The sequence below is a fragment of the Microvirga roseola genome, assembly GCF_020866965.1.
In the GTDB taxonomy this organism is placed as follows: domain Bacteria; phylum Pseudomonadota; class Alphaproteobacteria; order Rhizobiales; family Beijerinckiaceae; genus Microvirga; species Microvirga roseola.
In genome coordinates this window covers 202,999-221,252 of the sequence record NZ_JAJATX010000001.1, presented here as the reverse complement: position 1 = coordinate 221,252, position 18,254 = coordinate 202,999, and the positions used below count along the sequence as shown (strand labels likewise).

General features: G+C 66.0%; 14 protein-coding genes. 13 read left to right on the top strand and 1 reads right to left on the bottom strand.

Annotation, left to right across the window (positions count from 1 at the left end; genetic code table 11):
- The first annotated feature begins 119 nt into the window (after positions 1–119).
- Positions 120–1,016, top strand: a complete 897-nt coding sequence (locus tag LG661_RS01080; protein ID WP_230530000.1) for a LysR family transcriptional regulator — start codon at positions 120–122, stop codon at positions 1,014–1,016.
- Here the strand turns inward: LG661_RS01080 and LG661_RS01075 are convergent.
- Positions 1,007–2,194, bottom strand: coding sequence for a multidrug effflux MFS transporter (locus tag LG661_RS01075; RefSeq protein WP_230529999.1), 1,188 nt, complete (start codon positions 2,192–2,194; stop codon positions 1,007–1,009). The two genes, LG661_RS01080 and LG661_RS01075, sit on opposite strands and share 10 nt — an antisense overlap.
- 285 nt (positions 2,195–2,479) lie before the next feature.
- Between LG661_RS01075 and LG661_RS01070 the strand changes: the two genes are divergently transcribed.
- From LG661_RS01070 to LG661_RS01015, 12 genes are all read left to right on the top strand, one after another.
- Positions 2,480–3,112: a LysE family translocator gene (locus LG661_RS01070; protein WP_230529998.1), complete on the top strand. Its 633-nt coding sequence runs from the start codon at positions 2,480–2,482 to the stop codon at positions 3,110–3,112.
- Between the two features lie 127 nt (positions 3,113–3,239).
- Entirely contained in the window at positions 3,240–3,746 is a 507-nt protein-coding gene (locus LG661_RS01065) for a chemotaxis protein CheW (protein ID WP_230529997.1), read from the top strand.
- The gene (locus LG661_RS01060) at positions 3,728–5,173 is read left to right on the top strand and encodes a CheR family methyltransferase (protein WP_230529996.1); all 1,446 of its coding nucleotides are present in this window, start codon (positions 3,728–3,730) and stop codon (positions 5,171–5,173) included. Before LG661_RS01065 ends, LG661_RS01060 begins: the two co-directional genes overlap by 19 nt.
- 2 nt (positions 5,174–5,175) lie before the next feature.
- A complete protein-coding gene (locus LG661_RS01055; protein WP_230529995.1) occupies positions 5,176–5,772 on the top strand; it encodes a chemotaxis protein CheW in 597 nt (198 codons plus the stop codon).
- Position 5,773: 1 nt separating this feature from the next.
- The gene (locus LG661_RS01050; RefSeq protein ID WP_230529994.1) at positions 5,774–7,450 is read left to right on the top strand and encodes a methyl-accepting chemotaxis protein; all 1,677 of its coding nucleotides are present in this window, start codon (positions 5,774–5,776) and stop codon (positions 7,448–7,450) included.
- Between the two features lie 29 nt (positions 7,451–7,479).
- Complete coding sequence (locus tag LG661_RS01045) at positions 7,480–9,708, top strand: response regulator (RefSeq protein ID WP_230529993.1); 2,229 nt, start codon at positions 7,480–7,482, stop codon at positions 9,706–9,708.
- 7 nt (positions 9,709–9,715) lie between these two features.
- Positions 9,716–10,789 carry a chemotaxis-specific protein-glutamate methyltransferase CheB gene (gene cheB / locus LG661_RS01040; protein ID WP_230529992.1) on the top strand — a complete coding sequence of 358 codons (1,074 nt, stop codon included), beginning with the start codon at positions 9,716–9,718 and terminating at the stop codon, positions 10,787–10,789.
- Entirely contained in the window at positions 10,786–12,507 is a 1,722-nt protein-coding gene (locus tag LG661_RS01035; protein WP_230529991.1) for a response regulator, read from the top strand. Before cheB ends, LG661_RS01035 begins: the two co-directional genes overlap by 4 nt.
- A gap of 14 nt (positions 12,508–12,521) precedes the next feature.
- On the top strand, positions 12,522–14,417 hold the full coding sequence (locus LG661_RS01030) for a response regulator (protein ID WP_230529990.1): 1,896 nt from the start codon (positions 12,522–12,524) through the stop codon (positions 14,415–14,417).
- Between the two features lie 247 nt (positions 14,418–14,664).
- The gene (locus LG661_RS01025; RefSeq protein ID WP_230529989.1) at positions 14,665–16,266 is read left to right on the top strand and encodes an ABC transporter substrate-binding protein; all 1,602 of its coding nucleotides are present in this window, start codon (positions 14,665–14,667) and stop codon (positions 16,264–16,266) included.
- A gap of 69 nt (positions 16,267–16,335) precedes the next feature.
- Positions 16,336–17,346, top strand: a complete 1,011-nt coding sequence (locus tag LG661_RS01020; protein ID WP_230529988.1) for an ABC transporter permease subunit — start codon at positions 16,336–16,338, stop codon at positions 17,344–17,346.
- Positions 17,343–18,254 carry an ABC transporter permease subunit gene (locus LG661_RS01015; RefSeq protein WP_230529987.1) on the top strand — a complete coding sequence of 304 codons (912 nt, stop codon included), beginning with the start codon at positions 17,343–17,345 and terminating at the stop codon, positions 18,252–18,254. The genes LG661_RS01020 and LG661_RS01015 overlap by 4 nt, the downstream gene beginning before the upstream one ends.

The window sequence follows — 18,254 nt, the reverse complement described above, 5'->3', positions numbered from 1 at the left end:
CGCCCCGACAGTCAGGGGACGCCATTAAACCTATTGAAATTGGGCGGCAAAATCGCCCTGGACAGGGCAAAAGTAAATCGACATCTTCGCAGCACGTTATTCTCAAATGGAATGAAGTAGTGCTCAGACGCGGCTTTCTGCCCAATATCGGCAATCTCCTGGCCTTCGAGGCCACCGCCCGCCACGGCAGCGTGTCGCGCGCAGCCGAGGAACTGAGCCTGACGCAGAGCGCCGTCTCGCGCCAGATCCAGCAGCTCGAGGATTCGCTGGGCGTCTCCCTCTTCAGCCGCTCCCGGCAGCGGGTGGTTCTGACCGATGTGGGCCGCATGTATGCAGCGAACGTGCGGACGACGCTGACCGAACTCGCCGACGCCACGCATCAGGCCATCGCGCTTTCAGGCACGAGCGGCGTCCTGAATCTGGCGACGCTCCCGACCTTCGGCACGCGCTGGCTGATTCCACGCATCCCGGAGTTCTTCGCCCAGCACCCGGACGCGACGGTGAATTTCGGCGTCCGCCTGGTGCCCTTCGACTTCGCCGCCGAGCCCTTCGATGCTGCCATCCATTTCGGCCAGCCGCACTGGCCGGGAGCCGTCTGCGAATGGCTGCGCAACGAGGAGGCCGTGCCGGTCTGCAGCCCCGCCTACCGGGAGCGGGAGGGCATCCGCTCGCCGCAGGACCTGACCCGCGCCACGCTGCTCCAGCAGAGCACTCGGCCCACGGCCTGGGCCCAGTGGTTCGGCGGCATCGGCATCGAGGTCGGGAATGCCCTGCGCGGCCCGCGCTTCGAGCAGTTCGCCATGGTGGCTCAGGCGGCCATGGCAGGCCTCGGCGCGGCGCTCATCCCGCATTTCCTGATCGCGGACGAACTGGCCTCCGGCCGGCTCGAGATCCTCTTTCCCCAAAGCCTCGTGAGCGGCGGCGCTTACTACCTAGTCTATCCGGAGCACAAGGCGGAAGCCCCCCTGGTGCGCTCCTTCCGCGACTGGGTCATCGCGAAGTCCCGTCAGGGATAGGCCCGCTTCGGCTTCAGGGTCCGCAGGCTCAAAGTCAGCGCGATGAGACCGCAGGCCACGATGGCGCTCACCATCGAGAGCGACGTGCCGTCATAGAACGCGCTCACCAGGACGATTATGATCGCACCGGTGCTGAGCTGGAGCGTCCCCATGAGGGCCGAGGCCGTCCCGGCGATCGGCCCATGGCTCTCCAGCGCCAGCACGGCGGTCGAGGGAATGACGAAGCCGAGGCACCCGAAGGACACGAAGAGCATGCCCCACAGGAGGTAGGGGCCCTCGACTCCCGCCACCGTCAGGATGAAGAGCACGCTGGTGAGAGCGGCAAATCCAGAGATCGCCGTGCGCACCATGCGGGGAGCGCCGAAGCGGCGCATGAAGGTGCTGTTGAACTGCGCGCTGCCGATGAAGGCGATGGCATTGGAGGCGAAGATCAGGCTGTAGCCCGAGGGCGACAGGCCGAAATGCTCGATGAAAATCACCGAGGAGCCGGCGAGATACGAGAAGAAGCTCGCCTGACCGAAGCCGCCGATGAAGGCGAGCCCCAGGAAGTGCCGGTCCTTCAGGAGGCTCCTGTAGGTGCCGAAGGTCTGGCCGATGCTCTTCTTTGTCCCGTCGGGCCGGTGGGTCTCCGGGAGGAGGAAGAGGACGACTGCCAGTCCTCCGAGGCCGATGGCAGCCGTCGCCCAGAAGATCACGCGCCAACCGAAAGCTTCCGTCAGAAAACTGCCGGCCAGAGGCGCCAGAATGGGCGAAACGCTGAAGACCAGCATCATCGTCGCCATCAGCCGCGCCGCCTCGTGGCCGGTATGCAGATCGCGAATGATCGCCCGAGGGATGACCATGGTGGCGCAGGAGCCGACGCCCTGCAGGAACCGGAAGGCGATTAACGCCTCGACACTCTGGGCGAAGCTGCAGCCGATCGCCCCGAGGACGAAGAGACCAAGACCAAAGAAAAGCGGCGGCCTGCGACCGAACCGGTCGGAGAGCGGGCCGTAGACGATCTGGCAGACCGCGACAGCCGTGAAGAAGCTCATCAGGCTCATCTGCACCGCGCTCACGTCGACCTGGAGGTCGCGCGAGATCGCCGGGAAGGCCGGCAGATACATGTCGATGGCGAACGGCCCGATGGCCGAAAGCATTCCAAGGACGAGGGCGTTGCGCAGGAAGACGGATCGCATGGAAGGACGTCCTAGCCCCGAAGGCAGGAGGGGATTCGGGAAAGGCCCTAGTCAGGGGCGGGAATTGAAGCGGTGCGGCGCGCTGCCGCTCCGGTCGCCGGCAGCTTTGCGCGCTGTATGCTTTTATGCCCTGCCCGAGAGAGGTCAAGACGACAGGCCTCTTTCGAGCCTACCGTCGGCATTGGGTCAGGTGTGAGCGGGGTGCAGGGCTCTTCAGGATTGATCGGCGCTCTACCCTGCAGAATAGTGGCGACAATCCATCGCCCAATTCTTTGCGGGAAGCCCATGACGGTCGCCCAGTCCCTCCTCGCCTTCCTCTTCGCCGCCGCCGTGCTGACGATCACCCCCGGCCTCGACACGGCCCTCGTCCTCCGGACCTCTGCGCTCGAAGGCGCGCGCAAGGCGGCCTTCGCGGGGATCGGGATCACGCTCGGATGTCTGGTCTGGGGCTTGGCGGTGGCCGTCGGCCTCGCCGCCCTTCTCACGGCGTCGGAACTTGCCTTCACGGTCCTGAAATGGGCGGGAGCCGCCTATCTCGTCTGGCTCGGTGCCAGGATGATCCTCAAGCCGCGCGAGGGTTTCGATCCGTCCGCGACGGGAATCTCGCCCAAGGCGCAGGGCGGCACAGAGTGGCTCTGGCGCGGGCTTCTCACCAACCTTCTGAACCCGAAGGCCGGGATCTTCTACATCTCCTTCCTCCCGCAATTCGTCCCTGCGGGAGTGCAGGCCGGCAGCTTTATCCTGCTCCTGGTGATGGTGCATGTGGTGCTCAGCCTGCTCTGGTTCGCGGCCTTGATCCTGGCGACAAGGCCGCTCAATCGCGCCCTCCGCCGCCCGGCCGTCATCCGCGTCATGGACCGCCTGGCCGGATGCGTCTTCGTCGGATTCGGCGTGAAACTGGCGCTCGCGCGGCGCTGACATTTGGTGCCGGTGAAGCGGCAGGTCTCTGGAACCTGAGCGGGAGCTGTTGCCCCTTTGGGGTTGTCATCCATATATTGAGGAAGGACATGTCCGTCCTCACCCTCTTCCCTTCCAGATGTGAGTCATGGCGAGCCTGCAGGTCATAGTCTTCGATGTATGCGGCATCGCCTGCGCCCTGCGCCGGGATGCGGTGGACGAGCTTCTGCCTCTCCCGTGCCTGTGGCGCCCCCCTGCCCTGCCCCGCCCGGTTGCCGGCTTCTTCAACCTGAGCGGCAAGGCGGTTCCGGCGATCCGGCTCGATGTGCTCTTCGGACTGGAGCAGGAGCAGGTTTCGGCGGAAGCGGAGCTTTACCGGCACTTGATCCTGATCGAGGCTCTCGGAGCGTCCGGCCCCGGCGCTCTTCTCGTCGACCGCGTCCTCGATATCGTGACCGTCCGGTCCGACCAGTTCTCCGCCGTACCGGAGGGCAACACCTTGAACGGCTGCGTCGAGGCCGAGATCGAGCTCGGCGGCCGCCTGGTTCATCTCCTGTCGCTCGAGCGCATTCTGTTCGCGGAGGAACAGCAGGCGCTCGCCGACCTTCGCCGGAATGCGCAGAACCGGCTCGGCGAATGGGCCGTCCCGGCCTGATGGCCGCAAAGTCCGCACCCAATCCGCTGCCCGATGCAGGTTTTTCCCAGCTGAAAAGCCTCGTCATCGAGCGCACGGGGCACTTTTACTATCAGGACAAGGATGAGCTGCTCTGGGAGCGGGTGCGCAAGCGCCTGCGTGCGACCGGGCTTCGCGACCCGGCGCAGTACCTCGGTCTCCTGAACGATTCCATCTCCGGCCCGGCGGAATGGGTGAGACTCGAGGCCGAGATCACCATCGGCGAGACCTTCTTCTTCCGTTATGCGGAGCAGTTTGCAGCCCTGCGGGGCGCGATCCTGCCGGAGATCATCGAAAGGAAGCGTTCCGAGCGGCGCCTGCGCATCTGGAGCGCCGGCTGCGCCACGGGCGCGGAGCCCTATTCGCTGGCGATCCTGGTGAACGAACTCCTCGGCCAGGACTGCGCCAACTGGCGCATCAACATCGTCGGCACCGACATCAACGAGGCGTTCCTAGAGATCGCACGTCAGGCGCGGTTCGGCAAATGGGCGCTGCGCGCCATCCCGCCGGAGGACCGGACCCGCTATTTCCTTCCGCTGCAACGCGAGCAGTGGCAGCTGCGGCCCGAATTCCGCTCCCTCGTCAGGTTTCAGCGGCACAACCTCATGAGCCTGCTCGACGGGACCTCGCCCCTCCAGTTCACCGAGTTCGACCTCATCCTGTGCCGCAACGTGCTGATCTATTTCCATCCGGACACAGTGAACCGGGTGGTCCCCGCCTTGAGGGACTGCCTGCTTCAGGACGGCTGGCTTCTTCTCGGCCATGCGGAGCCGAGCCCGACCTTTTCCGCCATGATGCAGGCCCTGAGCCTGCCGGGGACAGTAGCCTATCGGCACCGGCCTCCCGAAGAGGCCGCACTCCCTGTGCCAGAGGCGCCGCAGGTTCGAGCCCCACCCCAGCCGGTCCTCAAGCCCGAGCGGTCCGCTCGGGCTAAGAGCCCGCCGCGTCTGCCCCCTGCCCCGGCGAAGCCTGCGGCCGTTCCTCCTCTTCCCGAACTGGCGACCCTGCCGAGCCAGGTCAGAGCCCGGGCCGATGCGGGAGATTTCAAGGCTGCGGACGATCTCTGCCGCGAGGCTCTCGCTGCCGATCCCCTCAATCCGACCCTCCATTTCTACCATGGGCTCATCGCGCAGGCTTTGAATCGGCCCGGCGAGGCCGAGCAGGCCTTCCGAAAAGGAATATATCTGGATAAAAGCTTCGCCATGGCTCACTACCACCTCGGACTTCTGCTCCTGGCAGACGGGCGGCACGGCCCCGGACGGCGCTCCATGACGAGCGCGGCCCGCATTGCGGCCGCAATGCCCGGCGACCGTCCCCTCGACGAGGGGGACGGGCTAACGGCCGCCGACCTGCGGGAACTGGTGCGCATCCACCTGGATGCCGCCGCACGGTCCGGCCGTAAGGGTTGAGCATGGCCCAGTCGCTGCGTCGCAAACTCAAGCTGATCAACCGCGCCAAGGCCCTGTCCGCAGAGGAGAGGGCCCGCCTGATCCTCGACGAGCGGACCGAACGGCTTGCCGCTCGCGACGACGAGAAGGCTGCCCCAGAGGCCGAAGCGGCCCGGGTCCTGGTCTGCGGCGCAGGGTCGGAGAACTTCGGCGTCCCCGTCGAGGCCGTCGCCGAGGTCCTGCCCTCTCAGGAATGCGTACCGGTTCCCGACGGCCCTCAGGCGCTTCTCGGCGTCTTCGGACGCAATGGCCGCCTCGTCAGCGTGATCGACCTCGCAGCCGCCCTTGGCATGCCGCCCTCCGGTTCCGATGACGAGGGCGGACATTTCGTGCTTCTCCGGAACGAACAGCCGCAGGTCGCCCTGAGGGTGGACCGGGCGCTTGCCGTTTCCGCCGTCGCTCCACTCACCGACGAGGCCGGCGGCTTCCGCAGCGAAGCCGTGACCGGCTACGCCAAGGCGGAGAGCGGGCTCGCCGACCAGGACAGAATCCTGTCTCTCCTGGATACAGACCGACTTCTACGTCCCTTCCTACCCTCTTCCCCAGTACCCGGAGTTTGACGTGACGATCTCGATCGCCAACCGCATCCTGTTCGGATTCGCTGTCATTGTCGCCCTGATGGTCGGTCTCGGCATCTATGCCATCAACCAGCTCGACGACGTTCGGCGGACGACCGAGACCATCGTCGCGCGCGATCTGGCGCTGATGCGCCAAGTCGAAGACCTCGGCGAACAGCAGAACGCCATGCGGGGCCTCAGGGAGGAGATCCTGTCCCGCTATCTTCTGCGCTCGGTCAGCCAGGGCCAGGTGCCTCTCGACGATCTCATCCGCGCATGGGGACAGCAGGCGGCGACGACGGAGGCCGCTCTGGCAAGGGTGTTTTCCGCGACCAGCGATCTCGCCACGCGCTCCGTATCGAGCCAGCGCGCGGATGCGTGGCGCCGGATCTCGGAGCTCCTCAATCGCGCCAGCACTGAACTCCGCCAGCTGCGGGGGGCGACCGAGCGGCAGTTCGCAGCCCTGCAGACCAACGATCTTGCCGCGGTGCTGGAGACGCAGAGCGCCCTGAACAGCAGCCGGAGCACCTGGAACAGCACCCTGGAGCAAGCCCGTGACATTCTGGGCGAAGCGATCGCCCTTGGGCAGAGCCGTGTGGACGAGGTTTACGAGGAGAGTCGGACCTCGGTCATCATCGCCGTAGCCGCCGCCGCCCTGCTCAGCATCATCATCACCTATGCCCTGCGCTCCTCCATCGCGCAGCCCCTGAACGCCTTCATGGAATTCGTGGAGCGGGTCGGCCGCGGCGACCTGGGCGGCCAGAAGGCGGCTGCGGGCCCGGATGAGATCGGCCGTCTGGGCGCGACGCTGAACGGCATGGTGGAGGGCCTACGGCAGCTGGCCCAGCAGAGCCGGGAAGCGACGGAGAACCTCAACGCGGCCGCAGCCGAGATCCGCGCCTCGACTCAGGAGCAGGCAGCCTCCGTCGAGGAGCAACTCGCCGCCGTGCAGGAAACGGCCGCGACGGTCGACGAGATCACCCATGCGGGCGCACAGATCGGGAAGCGCGCACAGGAGGTCATCGCCTCCGCACAGGCCACGGCCCAAACCAGCATGGCCGGTCTCCAGGCGGTGGACGAGACTGCCCGCGCCATGGATTCGATCCGCGAGCAGGCGGAAGCCGTGGCGGAGAACATCGTGGCCCTGAGCGAGAAGACGCAGGCCGTGGGCGAGATCATCGCAACGGTGAACGACATCTCCGAGCGCACCCATCTTCTCGCGCTCAACGCCGCCATCGAGGCCGCCGCCGCCGGAGAGAACGGCCGCAGCTTCGCGGTGGTCGCATCCGAGATGAAGGTCCTGGCCGATCAGGCCAAGGATGCGACGATGCAGGTCCGCTCGATCCTGGGCGATATCCAGCGGGGCATCAATTCGTCGGTCATGCTCACCGAAGAAGCCGTGAAGCGCGTCGGCGCCGGCAAGGAGCGCACGGACACGACGCAGCAGACCATCACGGAAATCTCGAGCCGCGTGCAGGAGAGCGTGCAGACCTTCCAGCAGATCGTGGCCTCCACCAACCAGCAGCAGCTCGGCATCGAGCAGGTGATGGGAGCCCTGCAGAACATCCGGCAGGCAAGCCAGCAGACGGCAGCCGGCACCCGGCAGCTCGACATGGCGGCGGCCAACCTCTCCGACCTCTCGCAGCAGCTCCTCGGCATCGCCGAGCGCTACCGCCTCTGATCTGACCGGCAGCGGAGACAGTTTCGATCGTGACGGACATCCGAAAACAGCTGCTGGCCGCCTTCGACGCGGAGCACCGGGAGCACCTGGAGGCGATCCGGACGGCGCTGGACAATGCCGGCCGGGGTACGATCGACCTGACGGATGTCTTTCGCCGCGCACACAGCCTCAAGGGCGCCGCCCGCGCGGTCGACCTGCCCGCCGTGGAGGAGGCCGCCCATCAGCTGGAGGCGCTTTTCTCCGAAGTCCTGGAGGGACAGCGCACCCTGGATGAGCCGACGGTCGCCACGGTCCGGCAGAATCTGGATGCCGTCGAGGATCTGATTGCTGGCCTCCTGAACCCGCCCAAGACCACCCCGACCGCTCCTCCCGCTCCCGTGGTGCCGGCACCTGCTCCGAGACCTCGGACCGAGGAGCCGGAGCAGGCGGGAGCCAGGGCGGATGGCCCCGAGCCGGGATCGAGCCCCCATCTCAGGGTCTCAGCCGAGCAGATGGACGAGCTTTCCAGTTCGATGCATCAGCTCCTGGCCGAGCTTCAGGCCGATCAGGCGATGGGCGACACCCTCCGGCGGATCGAGCTGGACGTGCGCAGGCTGCGGCGGAGCTGGGACGGCCTTCATGCGCAGATGAGCGTCGCAGGCGCGGCGGCGCAACGTGCCCCGGTCGAAGGTTCCGCGCGGGCGAGCGCCTCCTTCGCGCCCCGCCTGCGCGACTTTGACGATGGGCTGAAAGCCCTGTTCCGCCGGGTGTCGGCCCTCTCGCGGGCGCAGAAGCAATCCGCCTGGTCCATCGATCAGGCCGCCCGGCAGGTCCGCGACAACATCGAGCGCGTCTCCCTCGTCTCCGCGGAGACGGTCTTCGGCGGCTTCGGGCACATGGTGCGCGAGATCGCGCGCAAGGCGGGCCGGGATGTGAACGTGCGCAGCATCGGCCTCGACATCCAGGCGGACCGGCAGGTGCTTCAGGCCCTCAAGGACCCGGTCATGCACCTCCTGCGCAACGCGGTGAGCCATGGCTTGGAGCCGGCGGAGGAACGTGCGGCTAGAGGCAAGCCCGAGCGGGGGGAGATCACGCTCGAGCTCGCCTCCCGCGGCGGACGCCTGACGATCAGCGTGCGGGACGACGGGCGCGGGCCCGATCTCGCCCGGATCGAACAGGTCGCCGTCGAACGCGGTCTCCTGACGCCGCGAGCGGCGGGCGAACCATCCCCGCCCCTCGACCAACTGCTCTCCCTCGTCTTCGCGCCGGGCTTCTCCACGGCGGGGGAGGTCGACCGCCTGTCGGGACGCGGCTTCGGGCTGTCCGTCGTGGCGGAAGCCGCCCGCAGGCTACACGGTTCGGTTCTCCTGCGGCCGCGCTATCCGCATGGGACGGAGGTGCTGCTGAACGTGCCCTTCAGCGCGGCCCGCCAGCCGCTGCTGCTGGTGGATGCGGAGGGTCGCATGTACGGGCTGCCCGCCCATGCGGTGGTACGCCTGCTGCGGCTAAGCACCGATGAGCTGGAGAGCGTGGAAGGCCGCCCGACGGCACGGATCGAAATCGGGGATCAGGACGTTGTTGTCCCCGTGATCTCTCTTGCTGCTCTCACAGGGTCCGCAGGCGCCCCGATCCCGGCAGAGGGGGGCAGCGTGAAAGCCGTCCTCGTCCGGCATGGGCCACGCTACTGCGCCCTGGCGGTCAACGCCTTCCACGATGTGCGGGCGATGCTGGCGAACGAGGTGCAGGCCATCGGCCTCAGCGATCTGGTCTCGGGAACCGTGATGCTCGAGAACGAGGTGCCCGGGCTCGTGCTGTCGCCCGAGCTCCTGGTCGAGCACTGGCTCAGACATGAAAGCCGGGCGGCGGGCGGACTCGGCCTTGCGCCCTGGGCGCCGGAGGCGCAGCCGGAGACCAGGACCATCCTGGTGGTGGACGATTCCATCACCACGCGCACCTTGGAGAAGAGCATCCTGGAAGCGCAGGGCTATCGGGTTCTGCTCAGCGTGGATGGGCTCGACGCGCTCAACGTCCTGCGCTCGGGCGAGGCCATGATCGACCTCGTGATCGCCGACGTGGAAATGCCGCGCATGGACGGCTTCGGCCTTCTGCAGTCTCTCAAGGCGGATTCGAGGCTTTCGACTATCCCCGTGATCCTGATGACGTCGCGCGACGACCCGGAAGACGTGCGCCGAGGACTCGATCTGGGCGCAAGCGCCTATATAACCAAGCAGAAGTTCGATCAGCGCGAGTTGCTTGCGACGATCGGGCAGATGTTGTGAGCGTGTGATGAGTCTGTCGCCCCAGCCGAGGGTTCGCGTGATGGTCGTCGAGGATTCCCTCGTCGTGCGGCAGCTGCTCGTCCACATCATCGGCCGCGATCCACGCCTCATCGTGGCGGCCGCCGTGGGCTCGGCGGAGGAGGCCCTACGGGAGATCGGCCGCGTCCAGCCCGACGTGATTTCCATGGACATCCGCCTGCCGGGCATGGACGGACTGGAAGCCACGCGCCGGATCATGTCCGACCATCCGACGCCCATCGTCGTCATCGCGGACAGCATCGAGGATTCCTCCCTCAAGATCTCCATGAACGCGCTGCGCGCGGGCGCGCTCACAGTCGTGGAGAAACCCGTCGGCCTTTCCAGCGCCGGCTATGACGGGATCGCCGACACGATCTGCACGCAGCTCTACATCATGAGCCAGGTGCCGGTGGTCCGGCAGCGCTCGACCGTCTGGCGGCCGAATGCCCCGGCCTCGCTTCCGACATGGGAGCCGGACCCGCGCCTGAGCCGCCCCAGCATCCTCGGAATCGCCGCCTCCACCGGCGGGCCGCCGGCCCTGGCCAAGATCCTCGGAGCGCTTCCGGCGGACTTCCCCGTGCCGATTCTCCTCGTCCAGCACATGGGGGCACCCTTCATGGAGGGCTTCGCCTCCTGGCTGAACGGGCTGATGCCGCTCGATGTGCGCCTGGCCCAGGACCAGGAGATTCCGGCAGCGGGACGGGTCTACGTCGCCCCCGGCGACCGGCACCTGCTCCTGTCCTCGGCCGGAACCCTGCGCATCAGCGCCGAGCCTCCGGTGGGCAACCAGCGCCCCTCGGCGACCCTCATGTTCCAGTCCATTGCCCAGATGGCCGGGCGCAGGGGCCTGGGCGTGCTCCTGACCGGCATGGGCGAGGACGGGGCGCAGGGCCTCTTCGAGATGCACCGGGCCGGTGGATACACGATCGCCGAGGACGAGAGTTCGGCCGTGGTTTACGGCATGCCCGCCGCCGCGGTGCGCCTGGGCGGCGTCAGCATCAGCCTGCCCCTCGACCTGATCTCGAGCCGGATCCAGCGGCTGGCCCGGGGAGACGGCGAATGATCGCCGGATCGGGGACCCAGGCCGTCCACATCCTCCTGGTCGAGGATTCCGAGACCCAGGCTCTGCAGCTGCGGCATGTCCTGGAGACGAACGGCTTTCGCGTCTCCTGGCGTTCCACCGCTGAGGCCGCCCTCGACGGGCTGAACGAGCGGCTGCCCGATCTCATCATCGCCGATTTTCACCTGCCCGGCATGAACGGGGACGAGCTGACGCGCCAGCTGCGCCTGAACGTGCGCACCCGCGCCATTCCCGTAATCATGCTCACCGAAGCGCGCGAGCGCACCGTCGAGCGCCAGGGCCTCGAGAGCGGCGCCGATGCCTACATCTCCAAATCCGCCGAGCAGGAGCTGATCATTTTGAGGATCAAGGCGCTGCTGCGCCGGCGGCTCTCCTTGAGCGAGGCGAGAGAGGAGCAGGAGGCCCCGAGCTTCGGCGCCTTTCGCAGGGCCAGCATCCTCATCGTCGACGACAGCCCGACGCGCCGCATCTCCCTTCAGGACATGCTGGCGCACGAGGGCTATACGGTCACTCCGGCCGCGGATCCGGACGAGGCCCTGCTGCTCGCCCGTTCGCAGGCCTCCTCCTGGGACTGCGTGCTCGTCAGCCTGCTCAGCCCGGGCTTCGACGGGATCGAGCTCTGCCGCCAGCTCAACGCCTATCGTGGCCTCGTGCCCGTGCCGGGCATGGAGGCTCCCAGCTTCTCCATCGTGGGCCTCGGCAGCGACGAAGGCGGCGACATGCTGGCGCGGGCCTTCGCCGCAGGCGCGGACGACGTCGTCCCCTCGACGGTGGAAGCCGACGTCATGCGGGTGCGCATCCGTGCGCTCGTCCGCCGCAAGCTCATGCAGGACGAGAATTGGCGCATCGAGGCGGAGCTGCGCCAGCGCGAACTCGCCCTCGCCCATGCCCGGGCGGAAGCCGCCTCGGCCGAGGCGCTCGCCAGGGCGAACGAGGAGCTGGAGGAGACTAACCACCGCCTGAAGAATACACAGGCCCAGCTCGTGCAGGCCGCCAAGATGGCGTCCCTCGGCGAGCTCGTCGCCGGCATCGCCCACGAGATCAATAATCCCCTCGCCTTCATTCTGGCGCATCGGGGCACGGTGGAGCGGCTGCTCAACGAGATCGCCGCCAAGCTTCCTCCGGAGAGCGGACTGGAGCGACAGCTGAACAAGTCCCGCGAGCGCGTGGAGGCAATGAGGCTCGGCCTCGGCCGGATCCAGGAACTCGTTCTCAACCTGCGGCGCTTCTCCCGCCTGGACGAGGGCGGATTCCAGACGATCAACGTGCCCGAATCCATCGAGACGGTGCTCGCGCTTCTCGGGCACAAGCTCGGCACCCGGATCGACGTGCGCTGCCGGTTCAACGCGGCGCCCGACCTCTACTGCTCGCCGGCGCTGCTGAACCAAGTAGTGATGAACATCGTCGGCAACGCCGCCGATGCGATCAAGGGGACCGGCGCGATCGATATTGAAACCTCGAGCGACAGGACAACCTATACCATCAGGATCAGCGACACGGGACCGGGAATCCCACCGGAATTGCGGGAGCGCATCTTCGAGCCGTTCTTTACGACCAAGCCCGTCGGGTCTGGAACTGGACTCGGTCTGGCGATCGCGTATAGCGTCGTCCAGGCCCACAAAGGATCGATCACCGTGGACTCGAACCCCCAGGGAGGGGCGAACTTCACGATCGCGATCCCAAGGCAGACCGCTCAATGACCTTGCCGAACGACATGAACTCGAGAAATGGCACGATCCTGGTCGTTGATGACGAGCCGGACATCCTTGTCGCGCTCGAGGATCTGTTCGAGGACGATTACCGGGTCATCACCACCACGTCGCCGCTCAAGGCGCTCGAGATCGTCAAGCAGGAGCCCGACATCGCCATCATCATCTCCGACCAGCGCATGCCGGAGATGCAGGGCGACGAGTTTCTGGCCAAGGCCCGGAACGTCACGGACGCGGAGGCGATCCTTCTCACGGGCTATGCGGACCTCAAGGCGGTCATCGGTGCGGTCAACAAGGGCCGGATCATGGCCTATGTGCCGAAGCCCTGGGACCCGGCGACCCTGTCCAGCATGGTGGCTTCCGCCTATGAGAGACGCCAGCTCGCCCGCGATCTCGACACCGAGCGCGCGCTCCTGCGCGGCCTCATGGAGAGCACGACCGACCTGATCTCCTTCAAGGATCTGGAGGGCCGTTTCGTCCGCCTGAACACCAGCAAGGCCCGCAGCCTCGACTGCGAACAGGACCAGTGCCTGGGTTGCCGGGAGCGGGACTTCGTCGCACCCGAACGCGCCGCAGCCATCGAGGACGCCGAACGCAAGGCGGTCTCGGCCCGCGCGCCTCACGAAATCATCGAGGAGCGGACCGCTCCCGATGGAGGCACGCAATGGTTCTATACCAACCACATCCCGATCCTGGACGAGGCGGGCGCGGTGACCAACCTCGCCACCATCGAGCGCGACATCACCGAGCGCAAGATGATGGAGATGCGCCTGAGGCAGGCCGACAAGATGCAGGCGCTCGGAACCCTGGCGGGCGGCGTCGCGCACGACTTCAACAATCTGCTCATGGCCGTGCTCGGCAGCCTGGATCTCGCCACGCGCCGGGCTCCCGACGATCCGCGCCTGACACGCCTTCTGCAGAACGCGACCTATGCTGCCGAGCGCGGCGCCACCCTGACGCAGCGGCTCCTGAGCTTCAGCCGCCAGCGCGACCTGCGGCTGCAGGCGGTGGATATCAATCAGGTCATCGGCGAGATGAACGATCTCCTGACCCGGACGCTCGGCGGCATGGTCCGGATCGAGAAGCATCTCGCCCCGGATCTCTGGCCGGCAATGGTAGATCCCGACCAGCTCGAACTGGCGATCCTCAACCTGTGCATCAACGCTCGCGACGCCATGCCCGAGAACGGCACCGTTACCCTCTCCACGCGCAACGAGCACGTGGAGCATGGCAGGATCACGGATCTCGGACAGGGAGACTACGTGGTGATCTCCGTCGCCGATAAAGGCGTCGGCATCCCGCCGGAGGTTCTGCACCGCGTGCTCGAGCCCTTCTTCACGACCAAGGAAGTGGGCAAGGGAACGGGTCTCGGCCTGCCCATGGTCTACGGCCTCGCCCAGCAATCGGGCGGCACCGTCACGATCCAGAGCACGGTCGGCGTAGGCACCGTGGTCGAGCTTTATCTTTCCCGCACCTCCCTGGAGCAGGAGGACGAGCAGCGCCGGAAGGAGGCCCGCCTTCCATCAGCCCCGAGCCTGCGCATCCTCCTCGTGGACGACGATGCGGAGGTCAGGACCGTGACGTCGGCCTATCTGAGCGAGATGGGACACCGCGTCGTGGAGGCGGGGGACGGACCCTCGGCCCTCGACATCCTGAAGGCCGACGACCGGATCGACCTCCTAGTCGCCGATTTCGCCATGCCCCGCATGACGGGCACCGAGCTGGCGGACAAGGCGCGGCTCGGCAGACCCGGCCTCGGCGTCCTGCTCGTGACCGGATATGTGGATCCGGAAAAGATGCCTCAGGGCTATCCTCTGCTCCATAAGCCGTTCAGCCGGGCCGAGCTCGCTGCGAAGGTCACCGAAGTCGGCGGTCTGGCCGAGGATGCCGCCGAGAGCTAATCCGTTTACCAATTAACAATCTGTGGATGACCGATCCGCCAGACGCCCGCTACAAGGCAACGCCTTTCGGAATCGCGGAAAAGTGACGTTTCGGACGCTCCCCTGGGCGTGCCGGAGCGGCTCGAAATGGTATATTTTTTCAGAAATGTGACGAAGCACATCAGAACAGATTGACAATGTTCGCGCTTCGCACCTTAACTTCGTGCCAGAACGGCACCAAGCAACGCCGTCTCAGAGGACCATCCCAATGAAGAAATCAGCCCTTCTTGCGGCTATCTGTGTTCCGGCCTTCCTGGCCGCCGCTCCGCTTTCCGCCAAAACCCTCGTCTATTGCTCCGAAGGCAGCCCGGAGAACTTCTATCCCGGCGTGAACACGACCGGCACGTCGTTCGACGCCAGCGAGCAGATCTACAACCGCCTCGTCGAGTTCGAGCGCGGCGGCACGAAGGTTCAGCCTAGCCTCGCCGAGAGCTGGACGGTTTCCCCTGACGGCACCGTGTACACCTTCAACCTCCGCAAGGGCGTGAAGTGGCACTCCAACAAGAACTTCAAGCCGACCCGCGACTTCAACGCGGACGACGTCGTGTTCATGTTCGAGCGTCAGTGGAAGGAAGAGAACCCCTTCTTCAAGGTCACAAGCCCGAACCATTCCTACTTCAACGACATGGGCATGCCCGCCCTGCTGAAGTCGGTGGAGAAGGTCGACGATCACACCGTCCGCATCACCCTGAACCGTCCTGAGGCGCCCTTCCTGGCCAACCTCGCCATGATGTGGGCGAGCGTCCAGTCGAAGGAATACGCCGACGCGATGATGAAGGCCGGCACGCCCGAGAAGATCGACCAAGATCCGATCGGCACGGGCCCGTTCTCCCTGGTGAACTACCAGAAGGACGCGATCATCCGCTACAAGGCGTTCCCCGAGTACTTCAAGGGCAAGGCTCCGCTCGACAACCTCGTGTTCTCGATCACGCCCGACGCCTCCGTCCGCTGGGCCAAGCTCCAGAAGGGCGAGTGCCACGTCATGCCGTATCCGAACCCGGCTGACCTCGAGGCGATGAAGAAGGACCCGAACGTCCAGGTCCTCGAGCAGCCCGGCCTGAACGTCGGCTACCTCGCCTACCAGACCACGAAGAAGCCCTTCGACGACGTGCGCGTCCGCAAGGCCTTCAACATGGCCATGAACAAGAAGGCCATCGTGGACGCGGTGTTCCTCGGCTCGGGCGTTCCGGCCAAGAACCCGATCCCGCCGTCCATGTGGTCGTACAACGAAAACGTGAAGGAGGACGAGTACAACCCGGAAGCCGCCAAGAAGCTCCTGGCCGAGGCCGGCTATCCGAATGGCCTCGAGACGGATCTCTGGGCCATGCCGGTTCAGCGTCCCTACAACCCGAATGCGCGCCGCATCGCCGAGCTCATGCAGGCCGACCTCGCCAAGATCGGCGTGAAGGCCGAAATCAAGAGCTTCGAGTGGGGCGAGTACCGCAAGCGGGCCCAGGCCGGCGAGCACCAGATGGCCCAGCTGGGCTGGACGGGCGACAACGGCGACCCGGACAACTTCCTCCACACCCTGCTCGGCTGCGCCTCGGCGCAGAGCAACTCCGGCTCGAACATCGCCAAGTGGTGCTATAAGCCGTTCGACGACCTCGTCACGAAGGCGAAGGTAACGACCGATCAGGCCGAGCGCACCAAGCTGTACGAGCAGGCTCAGGTGATCTTCAAGGAGCAGGCTCCGTGGTTCACGGTGGCTCACGCCGTGCAGCTGAAGCCGGTCCGCAAGGAAGTCGTGGACTTTAAGCTCTCGCCCTTCGGCCGCCACACCTTCTATGGCGTGGATCTGAAGGACAAGTAAGCCTTTTCACTCAACCAATGGCGGAGCGGCTTTTCGGCCGCTCCGCCTTTTTTACATTCAGACGATGCGATGCTGCGCTTCATCCTCACCCGCGTCAGCTTGATCATCCCGACCTTCCTCGGGATCACGCTGCTTGCCTTTTTCCTGATCCGCCTCGTGCCGGGCGATCCGATCGAAACACTCGCCGGCGAGCGCGGGATTGACCCTGCGCGCCTCGAAGAGCTGCGTCGGCTGTACGGCTTCGATCAGCCGCTGATTGTCCAGTACGGAATCTATCTCTCGCGTGTCCTGCAGGGAGATCTGGGCAAGTCCATGATCACGCAGGAGCCGGTGCTGAGCGAGTTTTCAGCGCTGTTTCCCGCGACCATTGAGTTGGCTCTTTGCGCCATCCTCTTTGCCCTTCTCATCGGGCTGCCGGCGGGCATCATCGCTGCCATCAGGCGGAACTCGATCTTTGACCATGGCGTGATGGGCATCTCACTGACCGGCTACTCCATGCCGATTTTCTGGTGGGGCCTCATCCTCATCCTGCTCTTCTCGGTGCAGTTCGACCTGACCCCGGTCTCGGGCCGCATCGACGTGCTGTACTACATCGAGCCCGTCACTGGGTTCCTGCTGATCGACACGCTCCTGTCCGATGAGCCGGAGGCTTTCTGGTCGGCGGTCGAGCACCTCATCCTGCCCACCATCGTGCTCGGCACCGTGCCGCTTGCCGTGATCGCCCGCATGACGCGCTCCGCCATGCTGGAGGTTCTGGGCGAGGACTATATCCGCACCGCCAAGGCGAAGGGTCTCCCGCGCTTCCGCATCGTCGCGCTTCACGCCCTGCGCAATGCGCTGATCCCGGTCATCACCGTGATCGGCCTGCAGATCGGCGTGCTGTTCACCGGCGCCATCCTGACCGAGACGATCTTCTCCTGGCCGGGCGTGGGCAAGTGGCTTATCGACGCCATCTTCCGCCGCGATTATCCGGTGCTGCAGGGCGGCGCGCTGCTTCTCGGCATGGTCGTCATGAGCGTGAACCTTCTCGTCGACCTCGCCTACGGTCTCATCAATCCCCGCATCAGGCATACGCGATGAACGCCGAAACCATTCCAGCTCCCGTCGCCGCCCCGGCGACCTCCCCGCCCCACCCGCTACGTGAGTTCTGGGGCTATTTCAGCGCGAACCATGGCGCTGTGGCCGGGCTCGTCATCATCGTTGCCGTGGTGCTCGTCGCGCTTCTGGCCGACGTGATCGCCCCGCATGATCCGAACCTCACGAACACCGCCATCGCCCTGCAGCCTCCCTTCTGGCAGGAAGGCGGCTCCCTCGCCTATCCGCTCGGAACCGATCCGATCGGCCGCGACATCCTCTCCCGCCTGATCTACGGCGCGCAGTTGTCGCTGCTCATCGGCATCGTGGTGGTGTCGATCTCGATCGTGGTCGGCACCGTGCTCGGCCTTGTCGCAGGCTTCTTCCGCGGCCTGACCGAGATCTTTATCATGCGCCTGATGGATATCGTCCTCACGCTGCCGAGCCTCCTGCTCGCCATCGTGATCGTGGCGGTGCTTGGTCCCGGCCTCATGAACGCCATGCTGGCGGTGGCCCTCGTCATCCTGCCGCATTACGTGCGCTTGGCGCGTGCGGCGGTGATCACGGAAACCTCCAAGGATTACGTGATGGCGGCCCGCGTCAGCGGCGCCGGCACGGGGCGCCTGATGTTCAGGGAAGTGCTGCCGAACTGCACCGCTCCCCTGATCGTGCAGGCTTCGCTCGGCATTTCCACGGCGATCCTCGATGCCGCGGCCCTGGGCTTCCTTGGTCTCGGCGCGCAGCCGCCCTCTCCGGAATGGGGCACCATGCTGGCCGATGCCCGCGAATTCGTGCTCCGCGCCTGGTGGGTGGTGACCTTCCCCGGCCTTGCGATCCTCATCACGGTTCTTGCCTTCAACCTTCTGGGCGACGGTCTTCGTGACGCTCTCGATCCCAAGCTGAAGAGGTCGTGA